Source organism: Paenibacillus arenilitoris (assembly GCF_014705655.1).
Classification (GTDB): Bacteria; Bacillota; Bacilli; order Paenibacillales; family Paenibacillaceae; genus Pristimantibacillus; species Pristimantibacillus arenilitoris.
Genome location: NZ_JACXIY010000017.1, coordinates 46,052 through 62,639 on the forward strand (window position 1 = coordinate 46,052; position 16,588 = coordinate 62,639).

Genomic DNA, 16,588 nt, shown 5'->3' on the forward strand with positions numbered 1-16,588 from the left:
TAAAAAAAGAAACCAATCCTATTGCAATATGCGGTCAGCGAACAGCAGCCGTATGCAAGAAGGAAAGGTTTCTTTTTTATTTCATGCCGGAAAATTTATTTCGCGGCGTTCGCGAACTGCTTCTCGATCGCGGCGACCGTCGCGTTGATTTTCCTGATCTGGTCCGGATTGAATTTGTGCTCGCGGCAGTAGGTGAGGAGGCCGTTCACTTCCTGCTCGACGTCGTAGAGCTGCGTGTAGCAGAAGGCGCAAATATACGGATTTTCGAGAAGCGTTAGCGTCAGTCCTTCATAGCGCGCAAGAAACTCCTCTTCGGTCTTCGGCCGGTCGCCGTAGCCCCAGCTTTTCTCGTCGGCTTGCCCCGGATTCCACCAGATGCCGCCGTATTCGCTGACGAAGTACGGCTGTCCCTCGTACCGCTGCCGGTCTTTGAAGGTAACGAACCGTTCGCCGCCGGTACGCATCGCTTCGTAATGCTGCGCGAATTTCTCGGGATTTTGCTCGTAATCGTGCACGTCGAAAATATCGGTCACGACATGGAAGTTGCCGCTCGTATCGATGACCGGACGGGTGGCATCGAGCGATTTGGTCACGTGATAGACGATGCGCAGCACTTCGTTGTCCTGACGCGCGCCCTTCGAATTGTCCCACGTTTCGTTAAACGGGCACCACCCGACCAATGCCGGACTGTTGTAATCCCGGCTGACGATCTCGGTCCACTCCGGCAGAAACTGCTGGAGGCCTTGGGCGGTCGTAATGTCGAGCCCCCAGTTGGCATGCTCTCCCCATACGAGGTACCCTAGCCGGTCGGCCCAGTACAGGAAGCGGGCTTCGAATACTTTCTCGTGCAGGCGGGCGCCGTTGAAGCCAAGCTCCATGGACAGCTTGATGTCCCGTTTGAGGTCTTCGTCCGAAGGGGCCGTATAAATGCCGTCCGGATAGAAGCCTTGATCCAGCACGAGGCGCTGGAAGACGGGCTTGCCGTTAATGAGGATCGCGTTATTGTCCCATTTGACGGAACGAAGCCCGAAGTAGCTCTCGACGCGGTCGACCGTGCTCCCGCCGTTCCGAAGCGACAGGTTCAAATCGTAAAGCTTCGGCGAGCCGACCTCCCACAAGTGGCGCTCCGAGAGCTTGACCGTAAGCCGCGCTTGCCTGCCGCTCACGACAGCCGATTCGGTGCCGACGATTTTGCCGTCGAACAAACCTTCCGCCGTCAGGGTAAAGCCGTCGGCATCGATGAATTCGCCGTCAATGTGGAGGGCGCCGTTCTCCATGTCCGGCGTCAGCTTGAAGGAGCGGATATATTGCCGCGGAACGGATTCCAGCCAAACCGTCTGCCAAATGCCCGTCGTACGGGTGTAATCGCAGCCGTGCGAATGATACAAGCCCGACTGCTTGCCGCGGGGCTGCAGACCGGAGCGAAGATCGTCTTCCGCGCAGACGGTCAGCACGTTGGCGCCGGACTCGAGCAGGTCGGTAATATCGAACGAGAAGGAAGAATAGCCGCCGCGATGCGTGCCGGCCGACTTGCCGTTGACCCATACCTCGGTTGCGTAGTCGACCGCGCCGAAGTGAAGAAGAACGCGTCCTCCGCTCCAATCGGACGGAATGTCGATCGTTCTGCGGTACCAGACCGCACGCATGAAGTCTTTGTTCTCGACGCCCGACAGCTTGCTCTCCGGACAGAACGGTACCGTTATTTTGCCTGCCAACGAAGCCGCCTCGAACAAACGGCGCTGCTTGCCGCTGCTGCCGTGGTCGATTTCGAATTCCCATTCGCCGTTCAAATTGATCCACGCCGGGCGCACCATCTGGGGCCTAGGGTACTCCGGGCGCGGAATGGACGGATTTACTGCTGCCATCTTCATCCACCTTTCGAAACTAGTTAATTTTTAAGTTAATAATTAATGTCCAAGCATATCTTTTAAATACAAAAAGAGTATAAAAAACTCGGATACGCTTGTCAATGACTATTCCAGCGTTTCACCAACGAGAAATAATTAACTCTATAGTTACGTATATAAAGCAATACTTTTCGCTCGCGGCTCTTCATATAATTCATTGACGCGGATACCGTCGAACTTTGTCCACATGTTCGGGAGGAGGGAGGCGATGCGGTTTCATTTATCCGAGGAACAGGAAATGACCCGGATAGCCGTTCGGCAATTCGCCGAGAAGGAGGCAGGGCCCGGCGCGGGAATCCGCGACGAGGAGGAGCGGTTCGAGAAAGGGCTGTTCGGCAAGCTGGGCGAGCTCGGACTCGCCGGTATCGTGATTCCCGAGAGCTGCGGCGGCGCGGGAAGCGATTTCGTCACCTACGTCGTCGCGCTCGAGGAGCTCGCCCGGTTATGCGCGTCTACGGCCGCCGTCCTGGCGGCTCATACGGCTTTTGGCGTTTGGCCGATTTTTCGCTTCGGCGGCGATTCGCTGCGGGAGGAAACGCTGGCGGCGGCGGCCGGCGGCAAGAAGCTCGCGGGCTGCGGCCTGCCGGTCGGCCGGCTGTCAAAAGACGGATCGAACGGCGGCGTCTTCGCGGAAGCCGAGGGGGCGACCTACGTCCTGCGCGGCAAGCATCCCTTTGTGTTGAACGCGGGGGCTGCCGACGGCTACGTCGTCTTCGCGGCCGCGCGGCGCCGCGGTGCCGGCACTCGCTTGACCGCGTTCTGGATCGACGGCGACGCGCCGGGCTTCCGAATAACGAATAAAGTACGCAAGCTCGGCCTAAGGTCGTTCATGACCGCCGAGGCGACGTTCGACGACTGCCGGGTTCCGGCGCGGCATATGCTCGGCCGGCCCGGGCAAGGCCGAACGATCGCCGACTCGATCGCCGATCTCGCGCATCTCGGCGCGGCGGCGATGGCGGTCGGCATCGCGCAGGGCGCGCTCGAAGCGGCTGCCGCGCACGCAAGGCAGCGCAAGCAGTTCGGCCAAACGATCGGACGAAGGCAGGGCGTGTCGTTCAAGCTGGCCGACATGTCCGCGAGGATCGAGGCGGCGCGTTTGCTGGCGTACCAGGCGGCTTGGCGTATGGACGAAGGGATTTCCTTCGCGAGGGAAGCGGCGATCGCCAAGGCGTTCGCCGTGCGGACGGCGATTGACGCTTCTCTCGAAGCGATTCAAATATTCGGCGGTTACGGCTATATGAGGGAATACCGAATGGAGAGGTTTCTAAGGGATGCCAAATGCTTGGAGACGGGCATCGGAACCGGAGGCATGGAAACGGACCTCCACTATCGGATGTTGACTTAAGCAGGGGGAGATGCCGCTATGGGCGAATCCGTCATTCTCGGAGGCGCAAGAACGGCGTTCGGCAAATTCGGCGGCATGTTCAAAGACGTGAAGGCGGTAGAGCTCGGCGCGTCTGCGATCAAAGGTGCGCTGCAAAAAACGGGCGTCGACCCGCGCAAGGTGGACGGCGTCGTCATGGGCATGGTGCTGCAGGCCGGGGCGGGACAAATTCCGTCGCGACAGGCGGCGAGGCTTGCCGGCCTCGATTGGAACGTGCCGTCCGAAACGATCAACAAAGTATGCGCTTCGGGTCTTCGAGCGATTACGATGGCCGATCAGATGATCCGCTCCGGCGACTCGGACACCGTCGTTGCCGGAGGCATGGAAAGCATGAGCGGCGCCCCGTACGCGGCGACCGCCGTCCGGTGGGGGGCCAGGCTGGGCGGCGCAGAGCTCGCCGACCTGATGGTGCACGACGGGCTGCTCTGCCCGTTCGCCGGCGTCCATATGGCCGTTCACGGCAGCCGGGCCGCGGCGGAATTCGGCATCGGCAGAGCCGAACAGGACGCGTGGGCTTTGCGCAGCCACATGCGCGCGTTGGCGGCGAGCAGGCAAGGCTTATTCGCCGAAGAAATCGTCACGCTCCAGCACGCCGGAGCGGCGCTCGCGACCGACGAATGCCCGAGGCCCGACACGAACGCGTCGAAGCTGGCCTTGCTGCGGCCGGTCTTCGACCCGGCCGGCACGATTACGGCCGGCAACGCGCCGGGCGTGAACGACGGAGCCGCCGCGATGGTGGTCATGTCGAAGGAGAGGGCGCTGCGGAGCGGCCACAAGCCGCTGGCCGCAATCGTCGGCCATGCTTCCGTCGGCGCGGAGGCGCCGCAATTGGCCGCGGTTCCGGCGCTGGCCATTCGCAAGCTGCTGCAACGAACCGGCGTGGAGCTGAAGGACGTTCACTTGTTCGAGGTGAACGAAGCGTTCGCCGCCGTCGTGCTTACTTGCGGGCAAATGCTCGGCTGGGACCCGGACAAAGTGAACGTGAACGGCGGCGCGATCGCGCTCGGCCATCCGATCGGCGCGAGCGGGGCAAGAATCGTGCTCTCGCTTCTGAACGGGCTGCTCCGCAGGGGCGGCGGCATCGGCGTAGCCGCCATATGCAGCGGCGGGGCGCAGGGCGACGCGATCATGCTTCGGGTGGACGGGTGATAAACGGGAGGGATGGCGATGCAAATCCGAAAAGTAACGGTGCTGGGAGCCGGTCAAATGGGAAGCGGCATTGCTCAAACCTTCGCGCAGCACGGCTTTGAGGTCGTTTTGTACGACATCGGCCAGGAGCAGGCGGCGCGCGGGCTCGGCCATATCCGGGCTTCCTTGGTCCGTCTCGCGAATAAAGGACGCATCAGCGCGGAACAGAGCCAGGCCGCGCTGGATCGCATAACGCTCTCGGCAACGCTTGCGGATGCGGCGGACTCCGGGCTGGTCGTCGAGGCGGCGCCGGAGAACCTCGAGATGAAAAAAACGCTGTTCCGGGAGCTGGATCGACGCTGCGGGCCGGACGCCATCCTGGCAACGAACACTTCCTCTCTTCCGATTACGGAAATCGCGGCCGCGACCGCGCGGCCGGAGAAGGTCATCGGCATGCATTTTATGAACCCGGTACCCGTCATGCCGCTTGTCGAGATTATCGGGGGGCTGCGCACCTCGGACGATACGCTTGCGTCCGTGAAGGCGCTCGCCCAAGCGATCGGGAAGACGGCCGTGGAGGTTCGCGATTATCCGGGATTCGTCTCCAACCGCATTCTCATGCCAATGATCAACGAAGCGGTGTACGCCGTATACGAGGGCGTAGCCTTGCCGGAAGCGGTCGACCTGGTAATGAAGCTCGGGATGAATCATCCGATGGGCCCGCTTGCCTTGGCGGATTTCATCGGGCTCGACACTTGCCTCGCGATCATGGAGACGCTCCGGGACGGCTTCGGCGATTCGAAATACAGGGCGTGTCCGCTGCTGCGGCAGTACGTGCAGGCCGGCTGGCTCGGGCGGAAGACGGGGCGGGGGTTTTACGATTACGGGGATGAGCAGCGGGGGTAGGTGATCCGGAAAGGAGGCCGGCCTATGGAGTTCCGGTTTACGAAGGAACAGGAAGAGCTGCGGGAAGCGGTTCGGCAGTTCGCGGAGACGGAAGCGGCGCAGGCCGTGCCCGACATGGAGCGGCTGGACGAATTTCCTTCGGCTTTGGTGAAGCGGATAGGTCGGCTAGGCTGGATGGGCATTCCGGTACCCGAGCGATGGGGCGGCGCCGGCCGCGATTTTGTCTCCTATATCATCGCGATCAACGAGCTGTCGAAGATCAGCGCCGCGGTCGGGGTTATCCTGTCGGTCCATACGTCGGTCGGCACGCTGCCGATCCTTCATTACGGAACGGATGAACAGCGGGACGGCTGCGTCAGGAAGCTGGCGTCGGGACAATGGCTTGGCGCGTTCGCGTTGACGGAGCCTCATGCGGGGTCGGACGCCGCGGCGATCCGAACGACGGCTCAGCGGCAGGGCGACCATTACTTGCTGAACGGAACGAAGGTATTCATTACGAACGCAGGCGCCGCGAACTGCTACTTGACGTTCGCCGTTACCGATCCGGCGGCGGGCTCCCGCGGCATGACGGCGTTTATCGTCGAAAGCGGAACACAAGGGCTGCAAGTCGGGAAGAAGGAGAAGAAAATGGGCCTTCACGGATCGAATACCTGCGAATTGATCTTCGAGGGGGTGAAGGTGCCGGCGTCGCAGCGGCTCGGCAAGGAGGGGGAGGGCTTCTCTATTGCGATGGGCTCGCTCGACGGCGGCCGGATCGGCATCGGCGCGCAGGCGCTCGGAATCGCGCAGGCGTCGCTTGCGCTGCTCGAGCGGCGATTCGCGAGCGGGCGGGGCGCCGTCGTCAGAGGCAATCTTCGGCCTCATCACGTGCAGCTGGCCGAATTGACGGCGAAGACGGAAGCGGCGAGACTGCTCGTCTACCGCGCGGCCGGCTTGCGTCAGGAAGGGCGGCCGTGCACGAAGGAAGCGTCGATGGCGAAGCTGTTCGCCTCGGATGCGGCCGTCGAAGCGGCGGGGGCGGCCGTGAAGCTGCTTGGCGAGCAAGGGTGGACGAAGGAGCAGCCGGCGGAGCGGCTGTTCCGCGACGCGAAGGTCACGCAAATCTATGAAGGAACGAACGAAATCCATCGGATCGTCATTAGCGGACAGCTGTTGAAATAAGGAAAGGCGGTGACAGGCAGCCATGGAGCATACACCCGGCAAACGGCTGCGCGAGGCGGTACTTCTTGAACGTCCCCTGCAGGTGGCGGGGACGATCAACGCTTACTCGGCGCTGATGGCGCAGCGCGAAGGCTTCCGCGCCCTCTACGTGTCCGGCGCGGGCGTCGCGAACGCTTCGTTCGGGCTTCCCGATCTAGGCATCACGACGCTTGCGGACGTGCTCGAGGACGTCCGCCGCATCGGGAGCGTTACCGATCTTCCGCTGCTTGTCGATGCGGACACCGGCTTCGGCGGCGCCTTCCAGATCGCTCGCATGATGAAGGAAATGGGACGCGCCGGGGCGGCCGGCGTCCATATCGAGGATCAGGTCGCGGCCAAGCGCTGCGGCCACCGGCCGAACAAAGCGATCGTCGGCAAGGCCGAGATGACGGATCGGATCAAAGCGGCGGCGGATGCGAGGGTAGATTCTCATTTCGTCATCATGGCCCGGACCGACGCCATCGCCGTCGAAGGGCTGGAGGCGGCGATCGAGCGGGCATGCGCGTGCGTCGAGGCGGGCGCGGACATGATTTTTCCCGAGGCGGTCACGAAGCTTGAAGATTACGCGCGATTCGCCGAGGCGGTGAAGGTGCCGATTCTCGCCAATATAACGGAATTCGGCAAGACGCCGCTCTTCACGGCGGAGGAGCTGCGAGGCGCGGGGGTCGGGCTCGCGCTGTACCCGCTCTCCGCGTTCCGGGCGATGAGCGCGGCCGCGCAGCGGGCGTACCGGTCGATCCGTCAAGAAGGGACGCAGCAAAGCGCCGTCGGACTCATGCAAACTCGCGCCGAGCTGTATGATTTGCTGCATTATCACGACTATGAGCGCAAGCTGGATGAGCTGTTCGGAACGGAAGGGGGAGAGGGCTGATGGCGGACAAAAAAGCGGGCGGGCTCGCCGACGTCATTGCCGGCCGAACGGCCATCGCTACCGTGGGGAAGGAAGGCAAGGGACTAACGTACCGGGGGTACTCGATTCACGATCTGGCGGCGCACGCTACGTTCGAGGAGACCGCGCATCTGCTCATTTACGGGAATTTGCCGACCGATTCGGAGCTGCGCCGGTATAAAGAGCGGCTTGCAGGCCTGCGCGGGCTGCCGGAAGGCGTCCGCGCCATCCTCGAGCAGCTGCCCCGGAACGCGCATCCGATGGACGTCGTGCGAACGGGCGTGTCCGCGCTGGCTTCCTTCGAGCCGGAATCGGACGTACGGAGTCAAAGGGACATCGCCGACAGGCTGATCGCCTGCTGCGCGTCGCTGCTCCTCTATTGGCATCATTATGCGGCGAGCGGGCGAAGGATCGATACGGAGACGGACGACGGCACCGTCGCCGGCCATTTCCTCCGCCTGCTGCACGGGAAGCCGCCGGGCGAGCTGCATGAGCGCGCACTGGACGTCTCGCTCATTCTGTACGCCGAGCACGAGTACAACGCATCGACTTTCGCGGCGCGCGTCACGGCATCCACCTTGTCGGACCTGTATTCGGCGGTGACGACCGGCATCGGCACGCTGCGCGGCCCGCTGCACGGCGGGGCGAACGAAGCGGCCATGGAGCTGATCGACGGCTTCGGCGACGAAGACGAGGCCGAGGCGGGTATTATGCGGATGCTGGCGGACAGGAAGCTTGTGATGGGCTTCGGACACCGCGTCTATTCGGTGTCGGATCCGAGATCGGATTTGATCAAGGCGTGGTCGAAGACGCTTGCCGGGCATGGCGGGAACGAGAAGTTATACCGCATCTCCGAGCGGATCGAGCGGGTGATGCGTCGGGAGAATAACCTGTTCCCGAACCTGGATTTCTACAGCGCGTCGGCCTACCGATGCCTGGGCATCCCGACCTCCTTCTTCACGCCGATATTCGTCATATCGCGGCTGAGCGGCTGGATCGCCCATATTATCGAGCAGCGCGCCGGCAACCGGATCATCCGGCCGAGCGCCGATTACGACGGTCCGGACCCGCTGCCTTGGTTGCCGATCGGCGAACGCGTTTAAACGAAAGCGATAGAGGGGGGACGTCATGACTAACCTGATCAGCAGCGCCCGGCCGGAGCCGGATCGCGTGCTTGCCGATATCGCCGATTACGTTCTTCATTACGAGATCGGGAGCGACGAGGCGTATGCGACTGCCAGGCTATGCTTGATGGATACGCTAGGCTGCGGCCTGCTTGCGCTGAAATATCCCGAATGCGCCAAGCTGCTCGGACCGATCGTGCCCGGCACGATCGTGCCGAACGGCTCGCGCGTGCCCGGCACGTCCATCCAGGCCGATCCGGTTACCGCGGCTTTCAATATCGGCTGCATGATTCGCTGGCTCGATTACAACGACACTTGGCTGGCGGCGGAATGGGGCCATCCGTCCGACAATCTGGGCGGCATTCTGGCCGTCGCCGATTACGCAAGCCGAGCGCGGCTCGCCGAAGGCAAGCCGCCGTATACGATGAAGGACGTGCTGGCCGCGATGATTATGGCGCATGAAATTCAAGGCGTCATCGCGCTCGAGAACAGCTTCAACCGGGTCGGGCTCGATCATGTCATACTCGTCAAGGTCGCCACGACGGCGGTTGCCGCGAAGCTGCTCGGCGGGACGAGGGACGATATTGCGGCGGCGCTGTCCAATGCATGGCTCGACGGGCACCCGCTGCGCGCTTACCGCCACTGGCCGAACACGGGCACCCGCAAATCATGGGCGGCGGGCGATGCGACGAGCCGGGGCGTGCGGCTCGCGCTGATGGCCGTTATGGGAGAAATGGGCTATCCTTCGGCTCTGACGGCGACGAACTGGGGATTTTACGACGTCTTGTTCAAAGGAAAGCCGTTCACGCTCCCGAAGCCTTACGGCACCTACGTCATGGAAAACGTTTTGTTCAAAATTTCGTATCCCGCCGAGTTCCACGGACAGACGGCCGTCGAATGCGCCGTCCGGCTTCATCCGGCCGTAAAGGAACGAATCGAGGATATCGATAAAATCGAGATTGCGACGCATGAGTCCGCCATTCGCATTATCGATAAGCGCGGACCGCTTCACAACCCGGCCGACCGGGATCATTGCCTGCAGTACATGACGGCGATCGGGCTTCTGCACGGCTCGCTGACGGCCGATCATTACGAGGACGAAGCGGCGGCCGATCCCCGCATCGACCGGTTAAGGCAGTTGATGACGGTCTCCGAAGACAAGCGGTATTCCCGCGATTATATGGATGAGTCCAAACGCTCGATCGCGAATGCGGTTCAAGTTTTCTTCAAGGACGGCTCCGCGACGGAGAGAATCGAAATCGAATATCCGATCGGCCACCGCCGCAGGCGCGCGGAGGCGATTCCGCTGCTCGAGCGAAAGTTCGAAGCGAACGTCAGGAGCCGATTTTCCGCCAAGCCGGCCAAAGCCATCCTGGAATCGTGCAGCGACCAAACCGCGCTGGAGCGGATGCCGGTGCAGCGGTTCGTCGATCTGTTCGTCATTTGAGCTCAGGCGCGCGGAAGCGGCGAAACTTTTTTGTAGCCGGTTTGTAACCTATAGGGCATCGCGGACGTTATATTCTGTATAGAGAGCGAATAAGAATATAGTCCATATAAAGAAGGGGCGTCAGCGCGATGAAAAAATATGCCGCGATTGCCGTTATCGCATTAGCTAGTCTTACGGCGTTCACCTTTGCGTCCGCGGGCGTGAAGGAGTATATTCCCGTCAAGGCGACGCCGGATCTGCAATCCGTCTACATCGACCAAGTCGAATCGAAGGACGGACGCTACGTCGTTACGTTCGACCGGATGGAATGGTACGAGGGAGAGCAAGCCGCGCAAAAGTTCAAGGAACGCGAAGAGGACGCGGAAATGGATGGACCTCCGGACGGTTACTATATCGTCAATGACGATGTCGAGCTTCGCGAGCTGCCGATCGCGGAAGATGCCGTCGTGCTCATGCAAATATACAACCGGACCGGCAAGATCGAAGAGGCCGACATCGTATGGGATGAGCAGATTACGGTCGGGAAGTTCGCCGGACTGATCGAGACGGAAGACGATCTCGCCTTAAAGAATTTCCCGTATCACTTAACGGTGAAGAACGGGGAGATCGTCCGGATCGTTCAGCAGTATGTCCCTTAACCGGACCGGTCCCGTCAACGGCAACGTACGTCAAATTATGAGGCTGTCTCCCGATTGGAGAGACAGCCTCGTTCCGTTCGCGGCGCCGTCCTAATCCCTTCCGGCCGAGTAAAGCTTCTGCGCCACCATGCGCGGCTCCGTCATCGCGGTGGACATATGGTCGCCGCCGCCTTGGATGAACCGGAACAAGCCAAGCCGGCTAGACATATGGGGATGCCAGCCGTACTCGCTGCTGCCGAGCGGAAGGACGTTGTCTTCCGTCAGGTAGACGTAGCTCCTCGGCATATCCAGGGCGTAAAATTTCTTCAAATCCAGCTTCTCGTAGGAGGGACCGGCCGGTTCGGGCGAGATGCCGCGATAGATCCGCTCGGCGAGGCCGAGGCTGGCCAAATTGACGAACGTCTCGCGGAATAGCGCGAACGGCAGCATGATCGTGTCGTCCTGCGAGCTTCTCCGGAGCAGGTCGAACAGCTGCAGCGCTTGCGGCGGAAATTCGTCCGCGACGCTCTGTCCGTCGTTCAATACGAAGGCGTTAAGAAAGACGAGCCGTTTGATGCGCTCCGGTACGAGTTCCGCCGTTTTCTGAATGAGCGTGCCGCCGAAGCTGTGGCCGACGAGCACGATGTCCCGCAAGTCGTTCCGCCGGATGTAATCGGCCAGCGACTCCGTCATCATCGCATGCGTGACCGCATTGTTCGAATCGGGCCCATGGCCCGGATACTCCGGCACGTGCACGGTGTGGCCCATCGCGCGAAGCTCCGCAGCGATTCCGTCCCAGAAGCCGGCGTCCGCCCAAGCGCCATGGATAAGGACGAAGGTTAGCGGAAGCTGCTTCTCGAGCCAAGGCGTCGCGGCGAGCTGCGGCCACGCGGGCTTCGCGTAAGCCGGATAGTTCGGAGGGAACCGCCAATCGTGCGAATAGGGGGGCGCAAAGCCGTAATGCCAAGGATGCGCAAGCCCGTTCATTCGGCCGTCTTGCCGGGGAGCGCCGCAAGGAGACGTTCGATCATATTGGAAATTGCGCTGCATAGTCATTTTCCTCTCCAAAATCGGATAGTTCAGCATATGCCTAATCGCGGGAGAGGTTAAACCGTTCGCTTACGGATTCGAAATAACGGACAAATGTGTGAATGTTGTCGCATCGAGAGAGGAATAAGGGAGAAGATGTCGAAAAAGGTTATGAGCTGGATCATATCATTCAATCGGGGAGTGGGCCGTTTTGTTTTTGCATTTTCTGCAGACGAAAGAGGATAAACTCGCTTTTCTGGAATTGGCGCATGTCGTCGCGAACGCGGACGGTTTCGTCAACCGGAAAGAGCGGCAATATTTAAAGTCCTACATGGACGAAATGGGGATCGAGCAGTCGGAGATTTCCTTATCTGCAGATCGTAAGCTCCCGGACATTATCGGCGGCCTTCGGGACGAACAGGTGAAAAATATCTTTTTTGCCGAGATTTTGCTGCTCATCTTCGCGGACGGCGATTACAACGACGAGGAAAAGCAGATTGCCGGAGAGCTTAAGCGGCAGTTCGGCTTCTCCGACGAAGCTTATGAATCGTTCAAAGGCTGGGTCGTCCGGATGGATTCGCTGCGGATCGAGGGTTTGAAGATGATTTTGGAATATAAGAGATAATCGTAGCCGCGCGAAGAATGGAGTGCCGACGAAGCCGTCGATAGCACTCCATTTTGTTTGTCATCGGCTACGGCGAATAGTTCCTGAATTTATAGATCCACTTCTTCAGGGCGGCCGCCTTCGTCCGTTTATCATGCATCTGCGCCGTCCTTTCGGCAAAATCCCCCCTGCGGTCGCGCTTCTTCCATTCCTTCTGACGGTCTTCCCATAACTGCTCGGCGATAAACGAATTCCACATGCCTTGTTCCTCCTTGCGGGCGGCTGGCCCGGCTTTGATTTGTTGACTTTCATGCTTTCATTATGCCGTCGCAAAAAGGGGATAAAAAGTGTATAATCTGATTCAGAGATTTCCCCTTTTATGAAACTGCCGGAACGGGGCGCGATAGAGGAGGAATGCCGATTGTTAACGGATGAGCGTTATTTAACGCTATTAACGAAATATGCCGGCACGGACGAAACGGCAGGCAAGGAGCATGAAGTATCGCTCGAGGAATTGTCGGAGGCTCTATACTGCACGACCCGCAACGTGAAGCTGATCATCCGCAAGCTCGAAGAGGACGGACTGATTCGCTGGAATGCGGGGCGCGGCAGGGGCAACCGATCGAGGCTCTCCTTTCTAGTCGGTCTGGACAGGAAGCTGCTGGAGCTATCGCAGCAAAGCGCGCTCAAAGGCGAGTACAAATACGCGTTCGAGCTGATCCGCAAATACGGCGAGGGTACGCAGGTGCGCCATATGTTCGTGGAATGGCTAAATGATCACTTCGGTTATAGTTCGGTTCAAGCGAACGACGGGAATTCGGATATTTTGCGGCTTCCGGTATACCGGCCGATCCTGACGCTCGACCCGAAGGAGCTGTATTACGCGTTCAGCGCGCATATGATCAAGCAGCTGTTCGATTGCCTGCTTCGTTATGACCGGGACGCCGGCAAAATCGTCCCTTCGCTCGCGCATGCCTGGGAACACGACGAGAGCGGCAAGGAATGGACCTTTCACCTGCGCAAGGGCGTCCTGTTCCATCATGGCAGAGAGCTGGTCTCGGAGGATGTCGTCTATACGCTGAACCGGCTTCGCGGCAGCAGCGCTTCGGGCTGGTTCGTCCGTTCGATCGTGCGGGCGGAGGCGATCGGGAAGCGAACCGTCAGCATCGGACTGGCTGAGCCGAACTGGCTGTTTCCCCGCTTCCTGTGCTCGCCGGGCTTATCGATCGTCCCTCACGATCTGGCGGAGCAGGATGAGCGGTTCTGGCATCACCCGGTGGGAACGGGGCCGTTTCGTTTCGAGGAGTGGACGGCAGACCGGTTCACGATGTCCGCGAACCCCGTCTATTTCCAGGGCAGGGCGCATCTGGACGGCGTGATCATCGTCACGATGCCGGAGGATACGATGGAATATTCGAAAACCTGGGAACAACTGCTCGTCGATCACGACCTGAGAGATATGAAGCCGGAGAACGGCTGGAAAAAAATCGAGACGATCTGCAACGGCTGCAGCTTGCTTTCTTGGAACATGGGCAAGGACGGACCGCAGCGATCCCCCTCGTTCCGCAAAGCCGTCGACCTGCTCGTTGACCGTTCCCGGATGATCCGCGAACTTGGCGAAGACCGCATGTACCCTGCGCGGGGGTTTCATCCGAATGATGAATCGCCCTTCTGGCAGGACAGCTGCGATGCCGAGCCGGCGCTTGCTCTTCTTCGGGAATCGGGCTATGACGGCAAACCGATCCGGATTTGCACGCATGGCATTCATGAGCATGATGCCAGATGGATCCAGCGCGAGCTGGGGAAGTTCGGGATCCCCGTCGAGGTTAAGATCGAATCATGGGACAGCATTAGGGAACCGGACGTCTTTCATAGCGTGGATCTCCTCTTATATTGCGTCGTGTTCGCGGAGGATGAGGTTTGCTTGATCGAGCTCTACGAGCAGAACGGCAATTTTCTAAGAGAGCATCTCGATCCCGGCCTGCGGGCTTGGGTGAAGGAGAAGATCGACGCGGCGCTCGCTTGCCGGAGCGCGGAGGACCGGCGGGAACAGCTTGCGATCATCGAGAATAAGCTGAGGGACGAGACGCATATTCTCTTCCTCGTGCACAAGAAGCTGAACACGTTCTACAATCCGAATATTAAAGGGGTAGGCGTCAACTCGCTCGGCTGGATCGATTTTAAGGACATTTGGCTGGATTAACCGATAAGCGTTTCTTAAATTCGCATTGAGTTGCGCCCTTCAAACGCTTATAATGAAACGAGAAAAAATCGAGAAGAAAAGGTGTCATACATGAGTATTTTAAATGTAGAACGATTAAGTCACGGCTTCGGCGACCGCGCCATCTTCAACGACGTATCCTTCCGCCTGCTGAAGGGCGAGCACATCGGCCTCATCGGAGCCAACGGCGAAGGCAAGTCCACCTTCATGAACATTATTACGGGCAAGCTGCAGCCGGACGACGGCAAGGTGGAATGGTCCAAGCGTATGCGCGTAGGCTACCTCGACCAGCATGCGGTGCTGAACAAAGGAATGACGATCCGCGACGTGCTGAAGGGGGCTTTCCAGTACCTGTTCGACATGGAGCAGGAGATGAACGACATGTACGGCCGGATGGGCGACGTATCCCCGGAGGAGCTCGAGCGGCTGCTCGAGGACGTCGGGACGATTCAGGATACGCTGACGAACCAGGATTTCTACATGATCGACGCGAAGATCGAAGAGACGGCGCGCGGGCTCGGCCTTACCGATATCGGGCTGGACAAAGACGTGCATGACCTGAGCGGCGGCCAGCGGACGAAGGTATTGCTCGCGAAGCTGCTGCTCGAGAAGCCGGACATTCTGCTCCTCGACGAGCCGACGAACTATCTCGACGAGCAGCACATCGAATGGCTGAAGCGATACCTGCAGGAGTACGAGAACGCGTTCATTCTGATCTCGCACGACATTCCGTTCCTGAACAGCGTCATCAACCTGATCTATCATATGGAAAATCAAGAGCTGACTCGCTACGTGGGCGATTACGAACACTTTCAGCAAGTGTACGAAATGAAGAAGCAGCAGCTCGAATCGGCGTTCAAGCGCCAGCAGCAGGAAATCGCCGACCTGAAGGATTTCGTCGCCCGCAACAAGGCGAGCGTGGCGACGCGCAACATGGCGATGTCCCGTCAGAAGAAGCTCGACAAGATGGAAATCATCGAGCTTGCGAAGGAGAAGCCGAAGCCGCAATTTAACTTCAAGGACGCGAGAACGTCCGGCAAGCTGATTTTCGAGACGAAGGAGCTCGTCATCGGTTACGACAACCCGCTGTCCAGACCGCTGGATCTTCGCATGGAACGCGGCCAGAAGATCGCGCTCGTCGGCGCGAACGGCATCGGGAAGACGACGCTGCTGCGCAGCATCCTGGGCGAGATCAAGGCGCTGTCCGGCTCCGTCCAGCTTGGCGAGAACCTGGAAATCGGCTATTTCGAGCAGGAAATGAAAGACGCCAACTACAATACGTGCATCGATGAAATCTGGAACGAATTCCCTTCCTTCAACCAATTCGAGGTCCGCGCGGCGCTTGCGAAGTGCGGGCTGACGACGAAGCATATCGAGAGCAAGATCGCCGTGCTGAGCGGCGGGGAGAAGGCGAAGGTACGGCTGTGCAAGCTGATCAACCGCGAGACGAACCTGCTCGTGCTCGACGAGCCGACGAACCATCTGGACGTCGACGCGAAGGGTGAGCTCAAGCGGGCGCTCAAAGCCTACAAGGGCAGCATTCTGCTCATTTCGCACGAACCGGAATTTTACCGCGACGTCGTAACCGATACGTGGAACTGCGAGTCGTGGACGACGAAAGTATTTTAATCGATCGATCAAGCAGCGTAAGCTGTCTCCTTAGGTCGTGAAGCGACCGGGGAGACAGCTTGCGTTTTTTTACAACGACGACTTTTGGTCAAAAGTTGGCGATGAAAATTTCAAAAAATGAAACTAATTCACTCAAACACCCAGTTATTCTCGATTTTGTTTCAGTATTTGAAATTAATCGGCACCATCCAAGTAGTCCAGCTCGAAATAGGCAATACTATTTCAAAATTTGAAACTAAACCCACATAACACCTCTATATTACTCATTTAGTTTCATTTTTTGAATTTATATCTTGCGTAGATGAGCTCGACGTCCATCTTTGGGGAAGTCAAATATATTGACGCGAATCGGCCGAAAAAGGCTTATGAAATCCGATAATTCGACTGAGAAGGAAAACCAGGTCAAACAAGGGTTGCGTGTTGGCCGATTTATAATCCCCCAGCCAATCCGAGGGTACTACGAAAGATAGAACTGCATCGTCCGCGAACGATTTGTTACGATC

At 59.3% G+C, this 16,588-nt stretch carries 14 protein-coding genes; 11 read left to right on the forward strand and 3 right to left on the reverse strand.

Going from position 1 to position 16,588, the window contains the following annotated elements:
- Positions 1 to 95: 95 nt before the first annotated feature.
- Positions 96 to 1,865, reverse strand: coding sequence for a glycoside hydrolase family 2 protein (locus tag IDH41_RS15250; RefSeq protein ID WP_190862469.1), 1,770 nt, complete (start codon positions 1,863 to 1,865; stop codon positions 96 to 98).
- A 250-nt stretch (positions 1,866 to 2,115) separates the two neighbouring features.
- Here IDH41_RS15250 and IDH41_RS15255 point away from each other — a divergent pair, with 250 nt between their 5' ends.
- The 8 genes from IDH41_RS15255 to IDH41_RS15290 all read left to right on the forward strand — a co-directional run bounded on the left by IDH41_RS15255 (position 2,116) and on the right by IDH41_RS15290 (position 10,623).
- On the forward strand, positions 2,116 to 3,252 hold the full coding sequence (locus IDH41_RS15255) for an acyl-CoA dehydrogenase family protein (RefSeq protein WP_190862471.1): 1,137 nt from the start codon (positions 2,116 to 2,118) through the stop codon (positions 3,250 to 3,252).
- Positions 3,253 to 3,270: 18 nt separating this feature from the next.
- Complete coding sequence (locus IDH41_RS15260) at positions 3,271 to 4,440, forward strand: acetyl-CoA C-acetyltransferase (protein WP_190862473.1); 1,170 nt, start codon at positions 3,271 to 3,273, stop codon at positions 4,438 to 4,440.
- An 18-nt stretch (positions 4,441 to 4,458) separates the two neighbouring features.
- Positions 4,459 to 5,325 (forward strand): 3-hydroxybutyryl-CoA dehydrogenase, encoded by an 867-nt coding sequence (locus IDH41_RS15265; protein WP_190862475.1) that lies wholly within the window; start codon positions 4,459 to 4,461, stop codon positions 5,323 to 5,325.
- Between the two features lie 24 nt (positions 5,326 to 5,349).
- The gene (locus tag IDH41_RS15270) at positions 5,350 to 6,486 is read left to right on the forward strand and encodes an acyl-CoA dehydrogenase family protein (protein ID WP_190862477.1); all 1,137 of its coding nucleotides are present in this window, start codon (positions 5,350 to 5,352) and stop codon (positions 6,484 to 6,486) included.
- Positions 6,487 to 6,508: 22 nt separating this feature from the next.
- The gene (gene prpB, locus IDH41_RS15275) at positions 6,509 to 7,396 is read left to right on the forward strand and encodes a methylisocitrate lyase (protein ID WP_190862478.1); all 888 of its coding nucleotides are present in this window, start codon (positions 6,509 to 6,511) and stop codon (positions 7,394 to 7,396) included.
- Positions 7,396 to 8,517 carry a bifunctional 2-methylcitrate synthase/citrate synthase gene (prpC, locus tag IDH41_RS15280; RefSeq protein ID WP_190862480.1) on the forward strand — a complete coding sequence of 374 codons (1,122 nt, stop codon included), beginning with the start codon at positions 7,396 to 7,398 and terminating at the stop codon, positions 8,515 to 8,517. Before prpB ends, prpC begins: the two co-directional genes overlap by 1 nt.
- Positions 8,518 to 8,542: 25 nt before the next feature.
- Positions 8,543 to 9,985 carry a bifunctional 2-methylcitrate dehydratase/aconitate hydratase gene (locus IDH41_RS15285; protein ID WP_190862482.1) on the forward strand — a complete coding sequence of 481 codons (1,443 nt, stop codon included), beginning with the start codon at positions 8,543 to 8,545 and terminating at the stop codon, positions 9,983 to 9,985.
- Positions 9,986 to 10,113: 128 nt separating this feature from the next.
- Positions 10,114 to 10,623 carry a hypothetical protein gene (locus IDH41_RS15290; RefSeq protein WP_190862484.1) on the forward strand — a complete coding sequence of 170 codons (510 nt, stop codon included), beginning with the start codon at positions 10,114 to 10,116 and terminating at the stop codon, positions 10,621 to 10,623.
- Positions 10,624 to 10,713: 90 nt separating this feature from the next.
- Here IDH41_RS15290 and IDH41_RS15295 read toward each other — a convergent pair whose 3' ends face one another.
- Complete coding sequence (locus tag IDH41_RS15295; RefSeq protein WP_223829757.1) at positions 10,714 to 11,652, reverse strand: alpha/beta hydrolase; 939 nt, start codon at positions 11,650 to 11,652, stop codon at positions 10,714 to 10,716.
- A 190-nt stretch (positions 11,653 to 11,842) separates the two neighbouring features.
- Between IDH41_RS15295 and IDH41_RS15300 the strand changes: the two genes are divergently transcribed.
- Entirely contained in the window at positions 11,843 to 12,256 is a 414-nt protein-coding gene (locus IDH41_RS15300) for a TerB family tellurite resistance protein (protein ID WP_190862486.1), read from the forward strand.
- Between the two features lie 67 nt (positions 12,257 to 12,323).
- Here the strand turns inward: IDH41_RS15300 and IDH41_RS15305 are convergent, their stop codons facing one another.
- Positions 12,324 to 12,494, reverse strand: coding sequence for a hypothetical protein (locus IDH41_RS15305; RefSeq protein WP_190862488.1), 171 nt, complete (start codon positions 12,492 to 12,494; stop codon positions 12,324 to 12,326).
- A gap of 162 nt (positions 12,495 to 12,656) precedes the next feature.
- On the opposite strand from IDH41_RS15305, the gene IDH41_RS15310 reads away from it, so the two are divergent.
- Both IDH41_RS15310 and abc-f read left to right on the forward strand, forming a co-directional pair.
- Positions 12,657 to 14,438, forward strand: coding sequence for an SgrR family transcriptional regulator (locus tag IDH41_RS15310; protein ID WP_190862490.1), 1,782 nt, complete (start codon positions 12,657 to 12,659; stop codon positions 14,436 to 14,438).
- Positions 14,439 to 14,528: 90 nt separating this feature from the next.
- A complete protein-coding gene (abc-f, locus tag IDH41_RS15315) occupies positions 14,529 to 16,085 on the forward strand; it encodes a ribosomal protection-like ABC-F family protein (RefSeq protein ID WP_190862492.1) in 1,557 nt (518 codons plus the stop codon).
- Positions 16,086 to 16,588 lie beyond the last annotated feature (503 nt).